At 64.6% G+C, this 23,351-nt stretch carries 18 protein-coding genes; 14 read left to right on the top strand and 4 right to left on the bottom strand.

Annotation, left to right across the window (positions count from 1 at the left end; translation table 11 throughout):
• Window positions 1-168: 168 nt before the first annotated feature.
• The gene (locus BMW89_RS35475) at window positions 169-486 is read right to left on the bottom strand and encodes a hypothetical protein (RefSeq protein WP_091898220.1); all 318 of its coding nucleotides are present in this window, start codon (window positions 484-486) and stop codon (window positions 169-171) included.
• 378 nt (window positions 487-864) lie between these two features.
• On the opposite strand from BMW89_RS35475, the gene rpsT reads away from it, so the two are divergent.
• The 13 genes from rpsT (at window position 865) to BMW89_RS35405 (ending at window position 17,803) form a co-directional block, all read left to right on the top strand.
• The gene (gene rpsT, locus BMW89_RS35470; protein ID WP_028151115.1) at window positions 865-1,131 is read left to right on the top strand and encodes a 30S ribosomal protein S20; all 267 of its coding nucleotides are present in this window, start codon (window positions 865-867) and stop codon (window positions 1,129-1,131) included.
• A gap of 1,277 nt (window positions 1,132-2,408) precedes the next feature.
• The gene (gene dnaA / locus BMW89_RS35460; protein WP_092035019.1) at window positions 2,409-3,821 is read left to right on the top strand and encodes a chromosomal replication initiator protein DnaA; all 1,413 of its coding nucleotides are present in this window, start codon (window positions 2,409-2,411) and stop codon (window positions 3,819-3,821) included.
• A 382-nt stretch (window positions 3,822-4,203) separates the two neighbouring features.
• Window positions 4,204-5,322: a DNA polymerase III subunit beta gene (dnaN, locus tag BMW89_RS35455; protein WP_092034978.1), complete on the top strand. Its 1,119-nt coding sequence runs from the start codon at window positions 4,204-4,206 to the stop codon at window positions 5,320-5,322.
• 122 nt (window positions 5,323-5,444) lie between these two features.
• A complete protein-coding gene (locus tag BMW89_RS35450) occupies window positions 5,445-5,810 on the top strand; it encodes a DUF559 domain-containing protein (protein WP_092035018.1) in 366 nt (121 codons plus the stop codon).
• An 89-nt stretch (window positions 5,811-5,899) separates the two neighbouring features.
• The gene (gene recF, locus BMW89_RS35445) at window positions 5,900-7,036 is read left to right on the top strand and encodes a DNA replication/repair protein RecF (RefSeq protein WP_092034977.1); all 1,137 of its coding nucleotides are present in this window, start codon (window positions 5,900-5,902) and stop codon (window positions 7,034-7,036) included.
• A gap of 118 nt (window positions 7,037-7,154) precedes the next feature.
• A complete protein-coding gene (locus BMW89_RS35440; RefSeq protein WP_092034976.1) occupies window positions 7,155-7,898 on the top strand; it encodes a hypothetical protein in 744 nt (247 codons plus the stop codon).
• A 117-nt stretch (window positions 7,899-8,015) separates the two neighbouring features.
• The gene (locus tag BMW89_RS35435; protein ID WP_092034975.1) at window positions 8,016-10,187 is read left to right on the top strand and encodes a hypothetical protein; all 2,172 of its coding nucleotides are present in this window, start codon (window positions 8,016-8,018) and stop codon (window positions 10,185-10,187) included.
• Between the two features lie 30 nt (window positions 10,188-10,217).
• Complete coding sequence (locus tag BMW89_RS35430; RefSeq protein WP_092034974.1) at window positions 10,218-10,958, top strand: hypothetical protein; 741 nt, start codon at window positions 10,218-10,220, stop codon at window positions 10,956-10,958.
• A gap of 282 nt (window positions 10,959-11,240) precedes the next feature.
• On the top strand, window positions 11,241-13,676 hold the full coding sequence (gyrB, locus tag BMW89_RS35425; RefSeq protein WP_092034973.1) for a DNA topoisomerase (ATP-hydrolyzing) subunit B: 2,436 nt from the start codon (window positions 11,241-11,243) through the stop codon (window positions 13,674-13,676).
• Window positions 13,677-13,803: 127 nt separating this feature from the next.
• The gene (murA, locus tag BMW89_RS35420) at window positions 13,804-15,099 is read left to right on the top strand and encodes a UDP-N-acetylglucosamine 1-carboxyvinyltransferase (protein ID WP_092034972.1); all 1,296 of its coding nucleotides are present in this window, start codon (window positions 13,804-13,806) and stop codon (window positions 15,097-15,099) included.
• Between the two features lie 177 nt (window positions 15,100-15,276).
• Window positions 15,277-16,671, top strand: coding sequence for an MATE family efflux transporter (locus BMW89_RS35415; RefSeq protein ID WP_092034971.1), 1,395 nt, complete (start codon window positions 15,277-15,279; stop codon window positions 16,669-16,671).
• Complete coding sequence (locus BMW89_RS35410; RefSeq protein ID WP_092034970.1) at window positions 16,668-17,156, top strand: DUF2867 domain-containing protein; 489 nt, start codon at window positions 16,668-16,670, stop codon at window positions 17,154-17,156. The genes BMW89_RS35415 and BMW89_RS35410 overlap by 4 nt, the downstream gene beginning before the upstream one ends.
• Window positions 17,153-17,803 carry a 2-hydroxychromene-2-carboxylate isomerase gene (locus BMW89_RS35405; RefSeq protein ID WP_092034969.1) on the top strand — a complete coding sequence of 217 codons (651 nt, stop codon included), beginning with the start codon at window positions 17,153-17,155 and terminating at the stop codon, window positions 17,801-17,803. The genes BMW89_RS35410 and BMW89_RS35405 overlap by 4 nt, the downstream gene beginning before the upstream one ends.
• Window position 17,804: 1 nt before the next feature.
• On the opposite strand, the gene BMW89_RS35400 is transcribed toward BMW89_RS35405, so the two are convergent.
• Entirely contained in the window at window positions 17,805-18,920 is a 1,116-nt protein-coding gene (locus BMW89_RS35400; RefSeq protein ID WP_092034968.1) for an FUSC family protein, read from the bottom strand.
• Between the two features lie 124 nt (window positions 18,921-19,044).
• Between BMW89_RS35400 and BMW89_RS35395 the strand changes: the two genes are divergently transcribed.
• The gene (locus tag BMW89_RS35395; protein WP_092034967.1) at window positions 19,045-20,412 is read left to right on the top strand and encodes an MmgE/PrpD family protein; all 1,368 of its coding nucleotides are present in this window, start codon (window positions 19,045-19,047) and stop codon (window positions 20,410-20,412) included.
• A gap of 201 nt (window positions 20,413-20,613) precedes the next feature.
• Here the strand turns inward: BMW89_RS35395 and BMW89_RS35390 are convergent, their stop codons facing one another.
• Both BMW89_RS35390 and BMW89_RS35385 read right to left on the bottom strand, forming a co-directional pair.
• Window positions 20,614-22,041, bottom strand: a complete 1,428-nt coding sequence (locus BMW89_RS35390; protein ID WP_092034966.1) for a serine hydrolase domain-containing protein — start codon at window positions 22,039-22,041, stop codon at window positions 20,614-20,616.
• A gap of 145 nt (window positions 22,042-22,186) precedes the next feature.
• On the bottom strand, window positions 22,187-23,251 hold the full coding sequence (locus BMW89_RS35385) for an AraC family transcriptional regulator (protein ID WP_092034965.1): 1,065 nt from the start codon (window positions 23,249-23,251) through the stop codon (window positions 22,187-22,189).
• Between the last annotated feature and the right edge of the window lie 100 nt (window positions 23,252-23,351).

Here is a 23,351-nt window from a genome sequence, read left to right as displayed (position 1 = left end):
GCTTGAGCCAAAGCGCTCAGGCGGCGTGCTCGCGATCATGGTGGGAATATAGGGATCTACGTCAGCGAGGGCAGCCCTGTTACGCAACTGCCGGCGCGAGGCTCAGTTCCGGGAATTGAAGATCAATCCCGGCGGGAATTGAAGGTCAATCCCGGCGGGAATTGAAGATCAATCCCGGGAATAGCCGATCAAGGGTTTCCGCGGGCGGAACAGGATCATCAGCAGGATGCCCAAAATGCCGAGGACGGCGAATACCGGCTGATCCAGCACGAGGCGGATCACCGAGGTCCAGAGCCAGGGCGCCTTGGCCTCGACCCAGGTCCGGAACGCGGTCTGGCTGGCCTGATTGATGTCGTTCCAGAATTGGCCGAAGCGGGTGAACTTCAGGGTCTGGTCGGCCACCCAGCGGGCGCCGTCATAGACCATGAAGATGAACCCGCCGGCCAGCAGCAACAGCCCAATCAGTCGGAAAAAGCCGCGGATCATGCCTCACCTTATATGGATCGTCCGATCGGACGACCATCGGAACGCTGCCAGCCAATAGCCGGGAGGCGGCAGAAATTCAACCTCTTCAGGGCGTTACGGCAGCCAACCAGCACGCCTGGGGCCTGTTTTCCAGCCCCGGAAAGCGTTGACGGTGCCGCAGACCCTCTCTATAAGGGCGCCAACTGGCGGTGGGCGCAATCCTGCCGCCGCTGTTCTTTGAGCGGTTGCAAGCGCCTTGAGCTTATTGGCTCTTCGATGCCTCATGTTCCGGGAACAGCCTAGCAACCGAACACCCTAATTCCGAGCGTCGATCAAGCGGTCCAGCAGCCGGCGCTACCCGACCAAGACGCGACCGGTACCGCAAAGGATATTGAGACCATGGCCAATACGACCTCCGCCAAGAAAGCGACGCGCAAGATCGCCCGCCGCACTGCCGTCAACAAGTCGCGCCGCACCCAGATGCGTGGCGCCGTGCGCACCGTCGAGGAAGCCATCGCGACCGGCGACCGCGCCGCCGCTCTGAAGGCGATGGCGTCTGCCGAGCCCGCTTTGATGCAGGCCGCGCAGCGCAACATCGTTCACAAGAACAACGCCAGCCGCAAAGTCTCGCGCCTCACCGCGCAGATCGCCAAGCTCGCCAAGTAACTCGTCGAGTAAGCGCGCGAAGCAAGTGTGCCGGGTCATCTGATCGGTTGATCTGATCGACATGGTGCTCGTCAATCAGCCCGGCCTCGCGCCGGGCTTTTTGCTGCCCGCCATAATCACGCAAGCAGTCACGCGTCGGCCGATCTTCGATTGGAAGATTTGCGTCGTCCGCACTATGATGCGTTCCGTAGTTCTACTCGCGGATGATTTTGCAACAGCGGAAACTTTCACTGCGCTGCGAAAAACCCCTGTGGCACGGGCTCAAGTTGAATTTGTGCGCGTGCGAGTTCTGCACACCGTAGTTTCACCGGAACACATCTCGCGGTGGAGCTACCCTGTGAAACGGGACTCAAAAAACGGTGTCTCGCGAACAACTTATCGACATAGTGCCGACAAGCATTTGGAAAAATCGCCCGCGCGGCGCGTGCGTGACGTTTTTGTAAAAAAATTTTGGCGGTGGCGGAGAATTGTCACATGACGCGCGGCGTCTTCGAATCTGTGCACGGATTCAAACTCTTGCTCCGAAGCCTGTGCACAACTCCCGCGCGGCGTTAACGCTGGTCAAGTTTTTAAACGCCTCAAGTTGGAATCAATTTCGTTGCGAGTCTTTCCGCTTGGTGTATTCCTTAAGTCGTCCGCAGCGCCCACGATCTTGAGACCAGCGCGGTTTTAGAAACGGGGCGAGCGTGCAAATCGGCGGCGGTGTGCACGTAGGCGACGCTTCAACAAGCGATTGTCGGTTCAAAACCCACAGCAATGTGGGAACGGTAGCTCTTTGTCTTGATGTCTCCAAGCGGGATCTTATGCATCCCGCTCGCGCCAGGCGCAAATGAGAGACGTCATGAAGCTACCCCGACACGCATGATGGCGGCGCCGAGCGGACGAACAGTACAGACGGGCAAGGACATCGGCGACTTCAGTCGCTTTTGTCTTCAGGACACTAAGGACCTTGCCGTGAGCAATCACGGCAGGACGGGGAGGTATCATGTCTTACGGACTCAACGCGGTATTGAAACAAGTCGCATTTTCCAACGATGCCGTCTTAAATCCGTCGGACGTCCAGCCCTCCGCGTGTGACGGAGCGCCGAGTACGCGCTGACCTCGCGACCCCACCATCTCTGACATCGCTGATCTGACCCAAGGCGTTCGCGCCGGACGGCGGAGCTGTGTCCGACGATGGAATCGCTCGAGGTCACGCCATTGCAGATATCCTGATGGCAGGAACCCTGCATGGCGCTCACAACGCAACTTTATCTCTCAGTAAAAGTTTTCAAATGATGACGACATCGGAACAGGATCGCTGGTCACGCGTGAAGAGCCGGCTGCGCTCGAACGTTGGCGAAGACGTCTATACGAGCTGGTTCGCTCGCATGGATCTGGAAGGCGTGCAGGAGGAGAGCGTGCGGCTCTCGGTTCCCACGCGCTTTCTGAAGAGCTGGATCCAGGCCCATTATGCCGAGCGCGTGCTGTCGTGTTGGCAGGCCGAGATGCCCGAAGTGCATCGCATCGATCTGACCGTTCGCTCCGCGATGCGCCCCGTGGTGCAGCCGAAGGAAGCGCCCGCACCGATCGAAGCACGCCGCGCACCTGCGCCGGAGCTGCGCTCGACCGCGACCGCGCCGGTCTCCGCCAATCATGATGCGCTCGGCGGCTCGCCGCTTGATCCGCGCCTGACCTTTGCAAGCTTCGTCGTCGGCCGCTCCAACACGCTGGCGCATGCAGCGGCGCGCCAGGTCGCGGAGGGGCGCCGCGGCGACCCCGTCATGTTCAACCCGCTCTACATTCATGCGGGCGTTGGCCTCGGCAAGACGCATCTGCTCCAGGCGGTGACCTGGGCCGGCAATTCCGGCAACGAGCGCAAGGTGCTTTATCTCACCGCGGAAAAGTTCATGTACGGCTTCGTGGCCGCGCTGAAGACGCAGACGGCGCTCGCCTTCAAGGAAGCGCTGCGCGGCATCGACGTGCTCGTCATCGACGATCTCCAGTTCCTGCAGGGCAAGTCGACGCAGGCCGAGTTCTGCCACACGCTGAATGCGCTGATCGACGCCGGCCGCCAGGTCGTGATCGCGGCCGACCGTCCGCCGTCCGATCTCGAAAGCCTGGACGAGCGCGTGCGCTCGCGGCTGGCCGGCGGCCTCGTGGTCGAGATGGGCTCGCTCGGCGAAGAACTGCGCCACGGCATTCTCAAGTCGCGCGTTGCGGCAGCCCGCGCCCATCATGCGACGTTCGAGGTGCCCGAGGAGGTGTTGACCTATCTCGCGCGCGCCATCACCCATAACGGCCGGGATCTCGAAGGCGCGATCAACCGTCTGCTCGCGCACTCGAAACTCAACAACCGGCCGGTGACGCTGGAAATGGCCGAGCACGAGGTGCGCGACCTGATCCGGCCGCAGGAGCCGAAGCGGATCAAGATCGAGGACATCCAGCGCGTGGTGGCGCGGCAATATAATGTCAGCCGCTCCGACCTGCTGTCCTCGCGCCGCACCGCCAACGTGGTCCGTCCGCGCCAGGTGGCGATGTACCTCGCCAAGACGCTGACCCTGCGGTCGCTGCCGGAAATCGGCCGCCGCTTCGGCGGGCGCGACCACACCACGGTGCTGCACGCCGTGCGCAAGATCGAGGCACTGGTCTCCAAGGACACCGCGCTGTCCGAGGAAGTGGAGTCGCTGAAGCGCCAGCTTCAGGAATAAACGCCTATTTTCCTTCACCTCTCCCCGCTTGCGGGGAGAGGTCGCCGCGCTCGCAGAGCGCGGCGGGTGAGGGGGTACAGGACCATCGGCGTTCTCATGCGTGGAGAGAGGCCCCTCACCCCAACCCTCTCCCCGTAAGACACGGGGCGAGGGAGCGGACCTGCGCCTGGGCGGCGGCCTTCGCTTTTGCCTGTAAATCGTGGGGAACTACCGCCCAATCCCTTGAACCGGATGGCTTTCCGCGCCACCTTGCGCGACCCTGACGGCTTTGGTCATATCGGCTGGATGATCCGGCTTTTCGGGGTCTTCGGTGCCGTGGCGCGCTTTTCGGCCGTCCGGCTTTTCCAACACTGTGTTTTCTTGGGATCGGGCGAGTAGTGCAATGAAGGTTACGGTCGAACGCGCGCAACTCCTGAAGTCACTGGGCCATGTCCACCGCGTGGTCGAGCGCCGCAACACGATTCCGATCCTCGGCAACGTGCTGGTCCGGGCCGAGAACGCGAAATTGTCGCTGAAGGCGACCGACCTCGACCTCGAGGTGACGGAAACGCTGCCGGCGGAAACCGCGACCGCCGGTTCCACCACCGTGCCGGCGCACATGTTCTACGACATCGTGCGCAAGCTGCCGGATGGTTCGCAGATCGTGCTGGAGGCCGACGGCGACCGCGCCGTGCTGGCGATCCGCGCCGGCCGCTCCCGCTTCACGCTGCAAACGCTGCCGGAGAATGATTTTCCGGATCTGGCCGCCGGCGACATGTCGCATTCGTTCAACCTCGCCGCCAAGGACGTCAAGCGGCTGATCGACCGCACCCAGTTCGCGATCTCCACTGAGGAGACGCGCTATTACCTCAACGGCATCTATCTGCACGCCGCCGGCACGCCTGCGGCCGCCACCTTGCGCGGCGTCGCCACCGACGGCCATCGGCTCGCCCAGCTCGATCTGGTCCAACCCAAGGGCGCCGACGGCATGCCGGGCGTGATCGTGCCGCGGAAAACGGTCGGCGAGGTGCAGCGCCTGATCGAGGACGCCGAAGCCGAGGTCACGATCGAGCTGTCGCAGGCAAAAATCCGCTTTACGATCGGCAACGTCGTGCTGACCTCGAAACTGATCGACGGCACCTTCCCCGACTATGGCCGCGTCATCCCGCAGGGCAATGACAAGGAGCTGGTCGTCGACAAGAAGGATTTTGAGAACGCGGTCGATCGCGTTTCCACGATCTCGAGCGAGCGCGGCCGCGCGGTAAAACTGTCGCTGTCGCCGGGCAAGCTGGTGCTGTCGGTCACCAATCCGGATTCCGGCAGCGCGACCGAAGAGCTCGAGGTCGAATACGCCTCCGACGCCCTCGATATCGGCTTCAACTCCCGCTATCTGCTCGACATCGCTTCCCAGATCGAAGGCGACGTCGCGACGCTCCGGCTCGCCGACCCCGGCTCGCCGACCCTGGTGCAAGACCGCGACGACAAGAGCGCGTTGTATGTGCTGATGCCGATGCGGGTGTGAGGGCTTACGTGCTCCCTCGCCAGCGCACACTGCCTTATCGCGATGCGCATTGCTGCGCCCTCTCCCCTTGTGGGAGAGGGCTACACTGACGTTTGACGCAAGCTCACTTGGGTGAGGGGTTGGTGCCACGAGACCCGTCCCATCGGCCGATCGCCCCGCCTCTCCGCCAATTTGCGAAGAATATGCGGCACGCGCCGACCGACGCAGAGCGGGCAATGTGGCGCTTGTTGCGGGATCGCCGGCTCTCCACATTCAAGTTTCGCCGACAGGTACCGTTCAAGAACTACATTCTCGACTTTGTCTGTTTCGAGCAATCTCTCGTGATCGAGATCGACGGAAGCCAACACGCAGAGTCACAGGGAGACGCGGCCCGCGAGGCCGCGCTTGCAGCCGAGGGGTTTTGGACTTTGCGCTACTGGAACAACGATGTGTTGCAGCAACCCATTTCAGTATTGGAGGACATCCTTGCAAAGCTCGCCGGGCGGTAACATACCCCTCACCCGTCGCCTCACTTCGTGAGGCGCCACCCTCCCCCACAAGGGGGGAGGGGAAGAAACGCGCCCATGACGAATAACTGATGACCCCATCCCGCATTCATCGCTTGACGCTGACGCATTTTCGCAATTATCGGGCGGCGGGGCTCGAGACGACGGCTGACATGGTGGCGCTGGTCGGGCCGAACGGGGCGGGAAAGACCAATTGCATCGAGGCGATCTCGTTCCTGTCGCCGGGGCGGGGCTTGCGGCGCGCCACGCTGGAGGACGTCGCCGACAACCAGGGTGACGGCTCCTGGGCGGTCTCCGCGCAGGTCGAGGGCGCATTGGGGTTGGCCACGCTCGGCACCGGGATCGACCCGCCACGCGCAGACGCCGCGGTGAGCCGGCGCGTCCGCATCGACCGCGAACCGGTGAATTCAGCGACAGCCTTCGGCGACCACATTCGCATGGTGTGGCTGACCCCGGCGATGGACGGGCTGTTCATGGGCGGGGGCTCCGAACGCCGGCGTTTCTTCGACCGCCTGGTGCTCGCCATCGACAGCGAGCATTCCAGCCGCATCTCCGCGCTCGACCGTTCCTTACGCTCGCGCAACCGCCTGCTCGAGACGCGCAATTACGACGACCATTGGTGTGACGCGATCGAGCGTGAGACTGCCGAGCTTGCGGTCGCGGTGGCCGCCACGCGCGGCCAGACCGCGGCGCGCCTCACCGGCATGTTGAACGCGCGCGCGCAAGCCTCCGCGTTTCCATCGGCGCAGATCGCGCTCGACGGCTGGATGGAGAACGCGCTGCTCAACGAAACCGCGACGTCAGTCGAGGACCGCTACCGCCAGATCCTGCGCGACAACCGCCCGCGCGATGCCATTGCCGGCCGCACCACCGACGGCCCGCATCTCACCGACCTCCAGGTCATCTATGCGCCGAAAAGCATGCCCGCGCGCGACGCGTCCACGGGCGAGCAGAAGGCGCTGCTGATCGGCCTCGTGCTGGCGCATGCGAGCCTGGTTGCCGAGATGACCGGCATCGTGCCGCTGCTGCTGCTCGACGAGGTCGTCGCGCATCTCGATCCTAGCAGGCGTGCCGCGCTGTTCGAGGAGCTGCGCAAGCTCGGCGCGCAGGTGTGGCTGACCGGCGCGGACCCGGCCGCCTTCGCCGAGATTGGCGCAGGCGGCGAGGTCTTTGACGTCGAGAGCGGACGGGTATCGGCCCGGCGATAATTTTCGCATTGAACCCGACCGTTTTCCGCCACGACTAGTTGCCAGAGGCCGCGCCGACGGTGTCGCAGCCGTTACCCATCGCGCGATGACATGATGCGCGACATTCCTGGAGAGTGAGATGCGGACGGTAGGGCCCGGGGCGCAAGCCCCGGCACGATGGCGGGCGTTTGCGTGCGGCCTCGTCTTCCTCGCAAGCTGCATGCTCGCGGCAAGCGCCAGCGCCTGGGTGCCGCATCTCTCAGTGCTGTTTTCGGCCGAACTCACGCCCGATCCTGACACCAAGCTGCCGGCGCCGACCCGTTACAGCTACAGGGGAATCCACACCACCGTCGTACTCGGCGTTGAAACGCCGCTCCGCACCAAGTTGGAGGCCACCGTGCCCGCCGAAATCAGTGACGTCCTCGCCTTCTACCGCACCGAGCTTGGAAAGCTCGGCTGGCAGGAGCAGCACGACGGCGCGGTGGTCTCCGCCGACCACGTCCAGCTTGCCTTCGTCTCCCCGCTCGGACCCGGCATGCTCGCGCTCGACCGCACCGCGACCAGCACCAATGTCAACCTCGTGCAGAAGAACGCATCTGTCGCGACCAACGCGAACGTCATGCCCGAGCCCGGCCAGACCAAGCTGGTGTTCTCTAATATCAGCGAGACGGAAGCCACGCTCGTGATCAACGACCGGACCATCAAGCGCGCCGCCGGCGCCCGCGCGGTGTCGCTGGATCTGGCGCCCGGCCAATATTCCTACGAGCTGAGCGTGCCGGGCCATCCGGCCACCACGAATATCCTTAACTTCGCTGCCGGCGATACCTGGGAGCTCACGGTCGGGCGCGACGGAGAGGCATGGTCGCCGCTCCTGCTGTATTGAGCGCTTTGAACCTGCCGGGTTCGTGCCGCGACTAGTCGTCTGGGGCCGCGCCGACGGTGTCGCAGCCTGCAATTGCGCTGGGGATGAAGACCCGCGCAAAATCCTGGAGTTTTCACGATGTCGATCATCAAGCGCGGGACGCGGGTCCCGGCACGCTGGCGGCTGCTTGCATGCGGTATTCTGTTGATGGCGAGCCCTGCGCGCGCGGCACCATTCGACGCGGGCTATGTCGACGTTCACACACTGCCGGTGCTGTCGGGCGCGATCGAGGACAACTCGCGGCCCGATCCCTCCCGGGTGAGATATGGCGTGTCGACCGTGGTCGCGGTGACGACCGCTGCGGTGACGAAGATGCTCAGCGCCGACGGCTGGGTGCCCTATGTCCGCCCGCTCAACGAGACCAAGACCAACCTCGCCTTCAAGAAGGGGCGGCAGGGACTGTCCGTCTCCTTCACGCAGGGCCTCGGCCGGCCCGATCAATCCGCGGTCACCTACAGCCCGAACCGCATTTATTCGAATGTGCCCTTCCCCGACGGCGCGATCGACCTCGTGTTCGACGAGACGCGGCCCTATCTCGGCTGCATCGCGCCCAGCGCTTTCGATGCGACCGTGGATTTCTACGCGAAAGAAATGGCCGCGATCGGCTGGCGCAAGCTTACGCCCGCGACGGCCGCAAGCTGGCCGAACGCGGACCTGAGCGAAACCGTCCCGAACGGCATCCGCAGCTTCTTCGACCATCCCGACGGCGACTCGACGCAGTTCTACAAGCAGAAGCCGGTGATGCTGACGCTGACCCGCCGTGACGACGGGCGGACCAATGTCGAGATCAGGATCGCGCCGTTCGCCTTGCCGACCGATCTGGAGGCAGAAGACATGTCCGGTCTGCCGGCGCCGAAGCCGTACAAGTCAGCCGGGGGCAGAGGCGACGCTCGATCGAACCGGCGTGAGCTGACGGTCGCCGCCCTTGCCGATCTGCCCGCCGTGCTCGCCTTCTACCATCGCGAATTCACTGCGCGCGGCTGGACGGAAGAGGGAAATACACCTCTCGCTGCAGGCGACGAAGTGGCGCTGAAATTCTCCTCGCCCGAGGAAACCGGCGTGCTGCATCTCGGCCGCAAATACGATTTCACGATGGTCGATTTGGCCGCGCAGGTGAAGGAGTCCGTGCTTGCCGCCCGCACCAAGGCGAAGAAGGATGCCGACGACCAATTCATGAAGGACGCGGAGCAGATGGCGAAACAGGTCATCGCCGCGGATGAAGTCAGGCGCAAGGCGCAGGCCGCCACGCTGTCCGATGCGCCGCTGCAGGCGCTCGCCGGCAGCAACGCGCCGCTGCCGGTGCCCGAGAATGCGCAAGAGGTGGAGTTCGACGACGGCCGGCTCGAATTCAACTCGACCTCGAGCGTGAAGGCGTTGGCCGCCTTCTACCGCGCCTCGCTGAAGCCCACCGGCTGGAAGGAGCAGCCCTCCGTCATCAACCAGCCCAACATGGTGGTGATGGAATTCTCCAAGGCGGGCAAGTCGATCTCGATGACCTTGATGCAGATGGGTCCGAAAGTGAATGTCAGCGCCAACGGATCCGGCCTGGCGATGGCTGCCGCCAAGCCTGCGTCCGGCAGCAAGCCGGCGGGCAGCGATCAGGCCGGCGCTTCGGCCAAATCGGCCGCGCCGCTGGAGGCGGATACGGAGTCCGCCCTACCCGTGCCGAAGCAGCACAGTTCGACCTCACTCGGCACTGCAAAACTCCCCGGCATCGAGGTGCCGTTCCGTCGCGAGCTCGAAGCCAGCGTGCCGGCCGAGCTCAGCGACGTGCTGGCGTTCTATCGCAGCGAGCTTACAAAACTCGGCTGGCAGGAGAAGCCGGATGGCGCAGTCGTTGCCGCCGATCGTGTGCAGCTCGCCTTCGCGTCCCCGCAGGGACCGGCCGTGCTGAAGCTTGGCCGCACCGAGAGCGAGACGTCAATCAACCTGGTGCAGAAGAACCCGGATGCCGCGACCAAGGCGGACATCATGCCGAAGCCCGGCCAGGCCAAGTTGCTGCTTGGCAATATGGGCAACCAGGAAGCCGTGCTCACCATCAACAAGCAGACCGTCAAGATCGCGGCGGGCGCCGGCGGCCCCCAATCGCCGAAGGGCCCGATGCTCGATCTGCCGCCCGGCAGGTACCAATATTCGCTGAGAATGGCGGGCCGCCCGGCCCGCAACGACACCATAACCATCGCTGCGGGCGACGCCTGGGGCCTGATGGTGGGGCCGACCGGCGAGGTGTTACCGCTGCAGATGTACTGATCCACCGGGCCCCCGATGAAGAGAACAGACATGACGACGGCAAGGCGTCTGATGAGAGGTCCGACACGGTGGTTACTGCCGCTGTGCGGCTTCGCTCTTCTCGCGGGCAGCCTGGTCGCCGCAAGCGCCGTCGGATGGATGCCGCATCCATCACCGCTAACTTCGGCGGCACTCACACCGGCGAATCCCGACGCCGACATGCCGGTGCCGAAGCAAAACAACTTCTTCAGCTCCAACACCACCCATACGACCGGCATCGAAGTCCCGCTGCGGGTCGGACTTGAAGCCCATGTGCAGGCCCAGCTCAGCGATGTGCTCGCATTCTACCGCACGGAGCTCGCAAAGCGCGGCTGGGAGGAAAAGCCGGATGGCGCTGTGGTTGCCGCCGATCATGCGCAGCTCGCCTTCGCCGCCCCCAAGGGGCCGGCCACACTGAAGCTTGGCCGCGCGAAGGACGAGACCACGGTCAGCCTGGTGCAGCGGAATACGGAGGCCGCGGCCAAAGCCAATGTCCTGCCGATGCCCGGACGAGCACGGCTGATATTCGGCTATCTTGTGCCGAACGTGGCTTCACTCACGATCAACGATCAGACCATCGAGATCGCGGGCGGCGAGAATCACCCGCAAATGCTGGACCTGCCGCCCGGCACGTATTCCTACGAGCTGGTCGTGTCGGGCTACCGGTTGCGGACCGATACCATCACCGTGGCTTCGGGCGAGGCCTGGTCCATCAGCTTCGACGACGATAAGAAGCCGGATCAGATTTACTGAACCCAGTCGCCTGTTCCGGGCGCCACGGCGCTAGGAACGCGCTTCTCCGCGCCCCGCAAAATCCACGCCTTCGAGGGCTCAAAACAGGGTCTCGAATCGCCCTTTTCGCGAGCCCCAGAATCGGCCTTCGCACGCCTTGAAAACCGGCCAAAAACTCCTATCTGATCAAAGACTTGCCAGAGGATACTTTGCGCTAGGCGCAATCCCTCTTTCGTGGCACAAATAGCCGCTAATCAGCGCCTTTTTGCGCGGCTGATTCGGGCGACATTTCGAAGGCCTCTCATGACAGAACCTGCTCGGCAGACGCCTGCCGAAAACGAGCCCTCAAATCCAAGCGATTACGGGGCGGAATCGATCCGCGTGCTCAAGGGTCTCGATGCCGTCCGCAAGCGTCCGGGCATGTATATCGGCGACACCGACGACGGCTCGGGCCTGCACCACATGGTCTACGAAGTCGTCGACAACGCGATCGACGAAGCGCTCGCGGGCCACGCCACGCGCGTCGACGTCGTGCTCAATGCCGACAATTCCGTCACCGTGCGTGACGACGGCCGCGGCATTCCGGTCGACATCCACAAGGGCGAAGGCATCTCGGCGGCCGAGGTCATCATGACCCAGCTCCACGCCGGCGGAAAGTTCGACCAGAACTCCTACAAGGTCTCCGGCGGCCTGCACGGCGTCGGCGTCTCCGTCGTCAACGCGCTGTCGAGCAAGCTCACGCTTCGCATCTGGCGCGACAACAAGGAGCACACCATCGAGTTCGCCCATGGCGATGCGGTCGCACCGCTGGCGGTCGTCGGCGACGCGCCCGGCAGGCGCGGCACCGAGGTGACCTTCCACGCCTCGCCCGAGACCTTCAAGAACATTGAATATGATTTCGCGACGCTCGAGCACCGGCTGCGCGAGCTCGCCTTCCTCAATTCCGGCGTCAACATCGCCCTCTCCGACATGCGTCACGCGGTCGAGAAGCGCGAGGAGATGTATTATTCCGGCGGTGTCGAGGAGTTCGTCAAATATCTCGACCGCAACAAGAAGGCGATCGTGCCGGCGCCGATCATGGTGAACGCGGAAAACAACGGCATCACTGTCGAGGCCGCGTTGTGGTGGAACGACAGCTACCACGAGAACGTGCTCTGCTTCACCAACAACATCCCGCAGCGCGACGGCGGCACCCATCTGGCCGGCTTCCGTGGCGCGCTGACGCGCCAGGTCAACGGCTATGCCGAGGCCAACGCGAAGAAGGAAAAGATCGCGCTGACCGGCGACGATTGCCGCGAAGGCCTCACCGCCGTTTTGTCGGTGAAGGTGCCGGATCCAAAATTCTCGTCGCAGACCAAGGACAAGCTGGTGTCCTCGGAAGTGCGCCCCGTGGTCGAGAACGTGCTCAACGAAGCGCTCCAGGCCTGGTTCGAGGAACACCCCAGCGAAGCCAAGGTGATCGTCGGCAAAGTGATCCAGGCGGCGGCTGCCCGCGAGGCCGCGCGAAAAGCGCGCGAGCTGACCCGCAAGAGCCCGCTCTCGGTCTCCTCGCTGCCCGGCAAGCTCGCCGACTGCCAGGAGAAGGATCCGGCCAAATCCGAGCTCTTCATCGTCGAGGGTGACTCGGCAGGCGGCAGCGCCAAGCAGGGCCGCAACCGCGAATTCCAGGCGGTCTTGCCGCTCCGCGGCAAGATCCTCAACGTCGAACGCGTCCGCCCCGACAAGATGCTGGGCAGCGAGCAGATCGGCACACTGATCACCGCGCTCGGCACCAGCATCGGTGACGAATTCTCGATCGAGAAGCTGCGCTATCACAAGATCATCGTGATGACGGACGCCGACGTCGACGGCGCCCACATCCGCACGCTGCTGCTGACCTTCTTCTACCGGCAGATGCGCGACATCATCGACGGCGGCTATCTCTATATCGCCCAGCCGCCGCTCTATAAGGTCAATCGCGGCAAGGCCGAGCAGTATCTGAAAGACGAGCGGGCGCTGGAGGATTATCTGATCGACACCGGGCTCGACGACTGCGTTTACATTCCCGGCAACGGCGGCGATCGTAGCGGCCGCGACCTGCGTTCGCTGGTCGACGACGCCCGCGCAGTCCGCGGCATCCTGCGCAGCCTGCACACCCGCTATAATCGCAAGGTCATCGAGCAGGCCGCCATCACCGGCGTGCTCAACAAGGCGATCTACGGCGATCCGGAGAAAGCCGCTGCGGCCGCGCAATACATCGCAGCCCGCCTCGACACGCTCGCCGACGAGGTCGAGCGCGGCTGGATCGGTCAATATCTGGAGGGCCAAGGTTTCCAGTTCGAGCGCACGGTGCGCGGCGTCAAGGAAGCCGCCGTCATCGACGACGCCTTTTTGGGATCCGTCGAAGCCCGCAAGCTCGACGACTACACCGTGAAGCTCCAGGACGTTTACGTCCGCCCGGGCAAGCTGCGGCGCAAGGACGCCGAGCACATGGTTTACGGTCCGGTCGACCTGTTCGAAGCGGTCACGGACGCCGGCCGCAAGGGCGTCACGCTGCAGCGCTACAAAGGGCTGGGCGAGATGAACCCGGAGCAGCTCTGGGAAACGACGCTGGATATCAATGCGCGATCGCTCTTGCAGGTGAAGGTCAAGGAAGTCGACGAGGCGGACGACATCTTCACCAAGCTGATGGGCGACGTGGTCGAACCGCGCCGCGACTTCATCCAGGAACATTCGCTCAGCGCGACGATCGATATCTAGGGTCCGGTAGGACAGGCGGCGCTCAGCGCTGCCTGTCGGCAACGGCAAATTGAATTCGCCCGCAATTCCCTATAGTTTCCGCCTCCGAAGCAGCCCGCCCCAACCGCAACAGGACGGAGAGATATCAGTGGCGCCCATTCAATACATCGTCGAGGGCGGTCACCGGCTCTCGGGCTCGATCGAGCCGTCCGGCAACAAGAATTCGGCGCTGCCGATCATCGCCGCCGCCCTGCTCACCGAGCATCCGGTAACGCTGGAGAACGTGCCGCGGATCCGCGACACCGAGACGCTGGTCGAGCTGATCCGCTCGGTGGGCGCTTCGGCGGAATGGACCGGCCGCAATACGCTCGTGATTCATGCCAAGAGCATCCGCGCCGCCGACCTCGACCCCGAGCTCTGCGTCCGCATCCGCGCCTCGATCCTGCTCGCAGGCCCCCTGCTCGCCCGCTGCGGCGAGGTGATGCTGCCGCCGCCGGGCGGCGATGTCATCGGCCGCCGCCGGCTGGACACGCATATGCTGGCGCTCGAGCAGCTCGGAGCCAAGGTCACGGCGACCGACCGGCTCGAATTCCGCGCTTCCAAACTGACCGGCGCTGACGTGTTCCTGGACGAGCCGAGCGTCACCGCGACCGAGAACGCGCTGGTCGCCGCGGTCGCCGCCGACGGCGTCACCTATCTGCGCAACGCGGCGTCCGAGCCGCATGTGCAGGACCTCGCCAATTTCCTGGTCGCGCTCGGCGCGAAGATCGAGGGCATCGGCACCAACACCATGATCGTGCATGGTCCGGCGACGCTTGGCGGCACGACCTACCGGATCCAGCCCGATCATATCGAGGTCGGCTCGCTGATCGGCCTTGCCGCCGTGACGCGCTCGCAGCTTCGCATCACGCGCGCGGGCGTCGAGCATCTGCGCTCGATCCGCATGGGGTTCGAGCGGCTCGGCATCGTCTGCCGCGTCGAGGGCGACGATCTCATCGTGCCCTCCAACCAGACGATGAAGATCCAGGATGATTTTGGCGGCCACGTGCCGAAGCTGGAGGACCAGCCCTGGCCCGCCTTCCCCGCCGATCTGATGTCGATCGCGATCGTCACCGCCACGCAATGCGAGGGCGTGATCCTGATGTTCGAGAAGATGTTCGAATCCAGGATGTTCTTCGTCGACAAGCTGATCGCGATGGGCGCGCGCATCGTGCTGTGCGACCCGCATCGCGCCATCATCGCCGGCCCCAGCCGCCTGCGCGGCGCATCGATGATCTCGCCCGACATCCGCGCCGGCATGGCGATGCTGCTCGCGGCGGTCTGTGCCGAGGGCACCTCCACCATCAACAACGCCGACCAGATCGAGCGCGGCTACGAGCGCATCGACGAACGGCTGAATGCGCTCGGCGCCAAGATCAAGCGCGTGCCTGAACGGAAGGGCTGACGGCGTCCTAACTCCCTGATTGAAACAGGTCTCGTGCCCCGGACGCAGCGCAGCACGCTTGTGATGCGCTGCTGAGCCGGGGCCCATGTGGCCGAAAGCTCCGCCGCAGCTTCTGGGTCCCGGCTCGCGCTTCGCGCGTCCGGGACACGCAAGCCCAGCTGTGCTATCGACCCGCCCATGCTCGACACCGTGCAGCCCCGTCCGCAGCCGCAAGCCGGCGTGCCGCAAAACCATCTCGCCGAAGAATTCGTCGAGACGCTGAAGCTGGCTGTGCCGATGATGCTGACGCAGCTCGGGCAGATCGCGATGATCACGACCGACCTCGCGATGATCGGGCACCTCGGCGAGAATGCGGTGGCCGCCGCCGCGCTGGCGCATACGGTCTATTTCATCAGCTTCACCTTCGGGCTCGGATTGATGGCGGCGGTGTCTCCGCTCGTCGCGCAGGCGTTCGGCGCCGGCGATGTCAGGCGCATCCGCCATTCCCTGCGTGTCGGCCTGTGGATCGCGCTGCTGATCTCGCTGCCGATGATGGCCTCGCCGCTCTACGGCGAGCCCATCCTGATCGCACTCGGCCAGGCACCGCAATCGGCCGCACTCGCCCAGCGCTATCTCTACGGATTGGCCTGGGGCATCGCGCCGGCGCTCGGCTTCATCGCGCTGCGCAGCATGATGAGCGCGGTGAACCGGCCGCAGGCACCGCTGTGGATCACCCTCGCGGCGATCCCGGTCAATGCTGCACTGGTTTATGTTCTGATCCACGGCCTGTTCGGCCTGCCGGAGCTCGGCCTGTTCGGCGCCGGCCTTGCGACCACGCTGGTCAATCTCGGCACGTTCCTCGCCACGCTCGCCATCGCCGCGTGGCGTAAGCCGTTCGCGGATTATCGCCCGCTCGCTCATCTCTGGCGGATCGACTGGCCGCTGATGCGCCAGCTGATCGCGATCGGCGCGCCAATTTCGTTTTCCCTGCTGATGGAATATGGCCTGTTCTCGTCGGCCGCGCTGCTGATGGGATTGATCTCGACCGCCGCAATCGCCGCGCACCAGATCGCGCTCCAGATCACCGCCGTGCTGTTCATGGTGCCGCTCGGCATCGGCATGGCGGCGACGGTCCGCGTGGGCCATGCCTTCGGCCGCAATGATCCGGCCGCGGTGAAACGCGCAGGGCTGGCCGCCGCTGTGCTCGGGGTCATCCTGGTCTCGGCACTGACGGTCGCCATTATCCTCGGCCGCTACCAGCTGGGACGGTTGTTCTTCGGCACTGGTGAGGCAAGTGCTGCGACTGTCGAGCTGACGGCGACGCTGCTGGTCGTTGGCGCCACCTTCTTCATCGCCGACGGCCTCCAGACCATCGTGGGCGGAGCGCTGCGCGGCATCAATGACACCAGGATGACACTGGTGTTCGCGGCAATCGGCTATTGGTGCGTCGCATTTCCCGTCGGCTGGATGCTCGCTTTCAACGCCCACCTTGGCGCGGTCGGCGTCTGGATCGGGTTCTCGGTCGGGACGTTCGTCTATGCCGGACTCTTGATCTTGCGCTTCCGGATGCTGACGCGCAGACTGGCGGGATGACAGGATCCGTTCGCGAAATCACCCCCAATGTCGATGCCGGCACGGTGCTGTCAGGCGCGCAGTTCATCGACGCGTTTCGTGTGGAGGTCGGCACAACGCCATTGAGTGCCCGCGAGGCCTGCACCCGAATGGTGCTGCACGGGCCGCGCTGGATCGATGCGCTGACGCGCTTGCGTAACATCCTGGTGAAGCCGTTTGGACTGAAGACGTCGGGCGAAGGCGCCTACGCGCCGGGAGGCCTGATCGGCCTGTTTCCGGTGCTGAGCGAGACACCGGAGCGGCTGGTCGCCGGCTTCGACGATTTTCACCTCGACTTCCGCCTCGTCGTCGACGTGGCTGGCGATGCGGCGAGCCGTCAGGTGACATCGACCACGCTAGTACGAACGAATAATCTGCTCGGCCGGAGCTACCTCACCCTGATCATGCCCTTCCACAAGCTCGTGGTCCGCAGCATGATGGGGTGCATCGTGGAGCCGGTGCGATGACGCTGTCCGTCGACCTCTTCTATTCCTACCGCAGTCCTTTCAGCTATCTGGCGCTACCAAAGACGCTGAAACTCGTCGAGCAATATGATCTCGCGGTGAACCTGCGGCCGGTCTATCCGCTCGCAGTCCGCGTGCCCGGCTTCTTCAAGAAGGCCAGCCCGAACTTCATTCGCTATGTGGTGCTCGACAGCACGCGCGTGGCGCAGCACGAGGGCATTCCGTTCCGCTTTCCCAGGCCGGATCCGATCGTGCAGGACAAGACGACGTTCGATGTCGCGGCCGAGCAGCCTTACATCCACCGGCTGACCCGGCTGGGGGCGATGGCACAGCTCGAAGGCCGCTCGCTCGCATTCACCGACGCGATCGCACGTGTGCTGTGGGACGGCTCTGTTGCGGGCTGGAACGAGAGCGATCATCTCGCGCGCGCCGCCGATAAGGCGGGCTTCGATCTTGCCGCCATGGACGCCGCGATCAGTGCCGACCCCGATCGCTACGAGCAGGTGATCGCGGAGAACGAAAAGGACCACGCCGCCTCGGGCCATTGGGGCGTGCCGACCTTCGTGTTCGAGAACGAGCCGTTCTTCGGCCAGGACCGCATCGATCTGCTGGTCTGGCGTATGGTGGCTAAGGGCCTGACGAAGCGTTAGCTCACTCGGCGATCTTCACCGGCCCATCCGCCGCCGCCTCCGACCATTCGCCGACGACGCGATCGAGATCGCAGAGATTTTGGTGCATCTGCTCCAGCGAGAAGCCGATCGCGAAGAAGCGCTCGGCGGTATCGGCCGGCTGGCCGCGGATCAGGCCGTCCTGGCGGACGGCGGCAACCGCCTCGGAATAGTGCTGGAGCGCGACGTGGACGGGATGGATCGGCGGGGCGCCGGCGCCCGCGCGCATGGCTTCGGCCGCCGACTTCAAAAAGCGCACGATCGCGGCGCTGACCTCTGCAAGGGGCGCGGCAAGCCTGACCTGCACCTCGACCGGCAGCGGCACCACGGTGGCGCGGCCGATCATCACGACGTCATGGCGCAGCCGCAAAATCGTTCGCAACAGCGGACCGGTGTCGGGCCCGCCCGACAATCGCGCTGAGCGCTCGCGCTCGGCTTCGGCGCCGATCGTATTCATGCCGACCATTGCGGTGCCGATTCCGTCCTGAATCCGATGCAACGCATCGTTGTCGCGGCCGCGCGTGAGGCCCGCGAGCAGTTCGGTGAAGGCTTCCGCGATCAATTCAAGCAGCCTGGCCGCGCTGGCGCGAATCTGCCGCACCGCGCGCGACGGCAGCACCAGGAACGAGACCAGCAGTCCCGTCACCGCGCCGACCGAGACTTCGCTGACCCGATCGATCGCCGAGGCCATGGGATCGGCATGGTGCATGGTCGGAAGCACCAGCACGATCACCGCCGTCACCGTTGCAGAGCTCAGATTCGGATAGATCGCCGCAACAAACGCAAGCGGGGCCACGGCCAGCACCAGCAATCCCAGCAGGCCGAGCTCGCCGGAATAGGGGATCAGGATTGCGATCGCGCCGCCATAGATCGCACCGCCGATCGTGCCGAGCATGTAGTCGCGCGTCGCCTTCAGCGAGCGCCCGACGCTCATCTGGGTTACGATAATGGAGGTCAGCACCGCCCAAAGCGGCAACAACAAATGCAGCGCGGTGGCAAGCGCATAGGCCCCGGTGGCCGCCACCGTGACCCGGACCGCCAGCCCCAATTGCGTCCGGCGCGACCAGACCCGGTCGAATAGCTCTCTTGCGACTGCCATCGTCGAATGTCCCGGTCCGATCCTCGTAAAGCCAGCCAAAAGCATGGCTGATGCCCGCGGCCCCAAGGCCGCTTGAAAGGCCAAATCAGCCCGCCTAACTTGCCGGCCAAAACGAGGAAACACGATGGCCCACGAAACCGCAACGCTTGCCGCCTATGTCGCCAACCTGAAATACCAGGATATTCCAGCGGACGTGCTGGATCGCGCCAAGGTGCTGACGCTGGATTTCCTCGGCAGCGCCATCCGGGCCCGCAGCGAGGCAGAATCGACCCCCTCGATCCTGAAGATGCTGGAAGCGCTCGCGCTCGACACCAAGGGCTGCTCCACCGTATTCGGCGACACCAAGACCTGGACACCTGCGGTCGCGGCCCTCCTCAACGGCGCACTCGGCCATTCCCTCGACTTCGACGACACCCATGCCGATTCCTCGCTGCATGCGAGTGCACCGGTGGTTCCGGCCGCCTTCGCGGTGGGCGAGATGGTCGGCGCCTCCGGGCGCGACGTGCTGACCGCGATCGTCGCCGGCTACGAGGTCTGCTGCCGGCTCGGCAACGCGCTCGACCCGACCTCGCATTATGCGCGCGGCTTCCATCCGACCGCGACCGCCGGCACCTATGGCGCGGCGGCCGCGGCCAGCAAATTGTTCGGTCTCTCCGAGACGCAGATCGTCGCCGCCTTCGGCGTCTCCGGCAGCCAGGCCGCGGGCTCGCTGCAATTCCTGGTCAACGGCGCCTGGAACAAGCGCTACCAGGTTGGAGCTGCCGCAATGAACGGCGTCATCGCCGCGACGCTTGCGCGCAACGACTTTGTCGGCGCGACGGAATCGATCGAGGGCAAGCACGGCCTGCTGGTCGGCTACACCGATGACGCGCATCCCGATAAGGCGATCGCCGGGCTCGGCGAGACCTACGAGACGATGAAGATCGGCGTGAAGCCCTATCCTAGCTGCCGTTACACCCATGCTGCGATCGACGCGCTGATCGCGATGCGGCGCGAGCACAATCTGACGCCCGATCAGGTCAAGCGCGTCGAGATCGGCCTGCATCGCAACGGCATTACCCTGACCGGCGACGCCGCGACCAAGCGGCATCCGACCTCGATCGTCGGCGGCCAGTTCTCGATGTTCTTCACCGGCGCGCTCGCGCTCGACCAGGGCAGCTTCGGCTGGGACGATTACAACCGGTTGGGCGATGCCGCCATCGACGCGCTCGCCGAAAAGTTCCACGTGGTGCAGGACGATCGGCTCGAGGTCGGCCGCACCCATCCGTTCGGCGCGCGCGTCAGCATCACCACGGACAACGGCGTGCATGAGCGGCTCTATGCCGATCCCTCCGGCGAGCCGGCCTCCTTCCCCGACGCGCAGGCGATGCAGCAGAAGTTTTTGACGCTGGCCCGGCCGGTCCTGAACGCGCGGGCGGAGAAGTTTGCCGATGCGATCATGACGCTGGAGCGGTTTGACCGCGTGGCGAAGGCCACGGAGCTGGGTCGGTAGTAAATTATCGCCGCGCAGACGGTGTACCCTCGCCCCTTGTGGGAGAGGGTGGATGCGCGAAGCGCAGCCGGGTGAGGGGTTCTCTCCGCGAGTCCAACTCTCATTTGAATGCGCGGATAGAGACCCCTCATCCGGCGCTTCGCGCCACCTTCTCCCACAAGGGGAGAAGGAAAAAAGAGGCGACGCTTCGCTTGGCCGCCCTCAATCCACCCCTGCCAGCTTTCCCTTCTCGCGCGTCGCCGCCACCACATCGCGCACGAGGTCGAACACGCCGTCCGCTTGCGGCGGTGCGTTCGGCGAGCGGCCGAGCCGCACGATCACCAGCTTCTCCGACGGAATTACGATGGTGTACTGCCCGATCGTGCCCTTGGCGAAGAAGGCATCGTGTGGCCAGCCGTGCTCCACACGAAGCTTCGCGCCAAAACTGTCGCCCTGGTTGGTCCAGAATCCGGCGCCGATGCCGACCCAGGCGTTTGGCGTCGCCGTCGCGGAATAATTCACCCATCCCTCCGGCAGGATGCGCTTGCCGCCGGCGACGCCGTCATTGAGATAGAGCTGGCCGAAGCGAGCCCAGTCGCGCGCGGAGGCCAGCATCTCGCTCGAGCCTTCGACCGTGCCGGCGCCGTCGAGCTGGAGCGTGACGTGGCGCATGCCGAGCGGGGCGAACAATTCGCGGCGCGCGAAAGCGAGCGCATCGGCGGGCTTGCCGCCGGCGGCGTTGCGGATCAGCTGCGAGAGTATGAGGAAGTTTCCGTCGTGATAATTCCAGACCGTGCCCGGCGCGGTCGCGAGCGGCACGCTTTCGGCATAGGTCGCCATGTCGTCCTCGGCGAATTTCATGACATTGACCGGCTCGAAGGCGGAGCCGAGCGAGGCCTGCAACGAGCTTCCGAGCGCAATGCCTGCGGTGTGACGCAGCAATTGATCGACGGTGATGGCATGACGCGGATCATCCGGATCCTTCCAGGCGGCCACCGGCGCGGGCCCGTCGAGCTTGAGCTTGCCCTGGCGCACGAGAATGCCTGTCAGCGCCGAGATCACCGACTTGGTCATGGAGAAGCCGAGCAGCTGCGTCTCCGGCCCGATGCCGTCGGCATAGCGCTCGGCGATGATGCGGCCGGCCTTCATGACGACGATCGCGCGGGTGCGCCGATAAGGAGGCTGCGCAGGCTCGGCGAAGGCGCGGTCGAGCGCGGTTGACAGTCCTTCGCTTTGCGGCGGCACGAGTCCCGGGCCGGCGATCTCGGGGAGCAACGCGGGCTGTTGATCATCAGGCGGCAACGCGACGTCGGCGATCCCCTGGCCGTGCTCGAGGGTACAGCCGAGCCCCTCGCGATAGACGGCATGGCTGCGGCCAATGCCGAACAGCGTCACCGTGACATCCTTGCGCACGCGATCGACCTGAAAATCCATCGCCCAGGTCAGGAGGCCCACGCCTGGCATCGCATCGGTGGTCTCGGCGAGGTTGCGGCTGGGATCGAGGCCGGAGACGAACGTCTCCGAGCAGAGCGTGTCGGCGATGAATCCGGTGGCAATCTTCGGCACATCGTGCGCCCGCGCCGCGCCAAGGGCGAGACCGGCACAGGCGATTGTCGTGGTGAGGAGGATGATCTTGCTGCGGCGGGTCACGGGCTTTCTCCAGCTTCGGGGCGTGTGCCGAGAGGAAGCCGGGTGCGGGCGATGCGCGCTCGCCGGATTTGAAAATCGGCCTCGTCGAAACTGATCGGGACTAGCTGTTTCTGGAATTATCCTGTGATTTCAATGGCCTAAAAATCTAGACCGCGTCGGCCTTGAGCCGCCTATATTCCGTCGGCGTCACGCCCGTCACCGCCTTGAAGGCGCGGTTGAACGGGCCGAGCGACTGGAAGCCGGCATCCATCGCAATGGTGATGACGGGAACTTCGGCCTGCGACGGATCAGCCAACGCCGCTTTGGCTTCCTCGATCCGGTGGTTGTTGAGAAAGACATTAAAGTTGCGGTAGCCGAGCCGCTGGTTGATCAGCCGCCGCAGCCGGTATTCGGGAATTCCGAGCTTGGTGGCGAGCGTGCCGATGCTGATGTTGTCGTGGCGATAGATGCGCTCGTTGGCCATCAGCCGCATCAGCGCGTCGACTAGTTTCTGATCCGCGCTGGAATCCCCGGCAACAGCGACCGGGGCGGGAAGGATTGCCGCGGCTTCGACGGGCGCCGGAAACAAATCCGCGGCATTGACCTGCATCATCGCATAGCAAATCGCAGCGACGATACCGGCGAGAACGGCCGCGTTCGCGACATTGGCGATCGCGGCGTTATCCCCGCCCCATATCGATATCTGCAGCAGCACATTGACGCCGCCATAGAGCAAGGCTGCGCTGACGATGAAAACCCGCAAGTTACGCCGGCGCTCGACCAGATCGGCCGACCAAGAGGTCATGGTCTGGGCTATCGCCAGCACGATAAAGCAAAGCGCCAGCAGATTGACCGCGATAATAGCCGGCCGGCCGTGGACTGCCGGCGCGATCCACAGGCAACTGACAAAACTGTAGGCCGAGACCGCCGCCCAGATCAGCGCGTGCCACCAGCGCGGCACGAATGAATCGTCGAGCAACGCACGCGTGAACAGCCACAGTACCACGGCATCGCCGGTCGACAGCGCGATCAGCGGCGCATGCCATATCGAGACCGGCGCGGTCGAGCCGATCTCCGAGGTGACGGCGTGCGCAATCGTCCCCAGCGCCAGCGCAATGGTGAGGCGTCCCGCCACGCTATGGTGGAGGTCGCGCAACAGCGAGGCCGCCAGCATCAGCAGCAGGGCCACGGTCGCGGCACGCAATGCGAGATCCGTTGCGGCGAGTGCCATCGGGCGATGCGATCCGTCGCAATTGAAGTCAGCCGAACATCGTTCGTTACGGCTGTTTTTTCAAGGGCCATCCGCACCAGGGTTAGCAGCGCCGCACTCT

It is taken from the genome of Bradyrhizobium sp. OK095, from assembly GCF_900109945.1.
GTDB lineage: Bacteria > Pseudomonadota > Alphaproteobacteria > Rhizobiales > Xanthobacteraceae > Bradyrhizobium.
The sequence above is the reverse complement of the archived record's forward strand: the minus strand, read 5'-3'. Positions and strand labels throughout refer to the sequence as shown.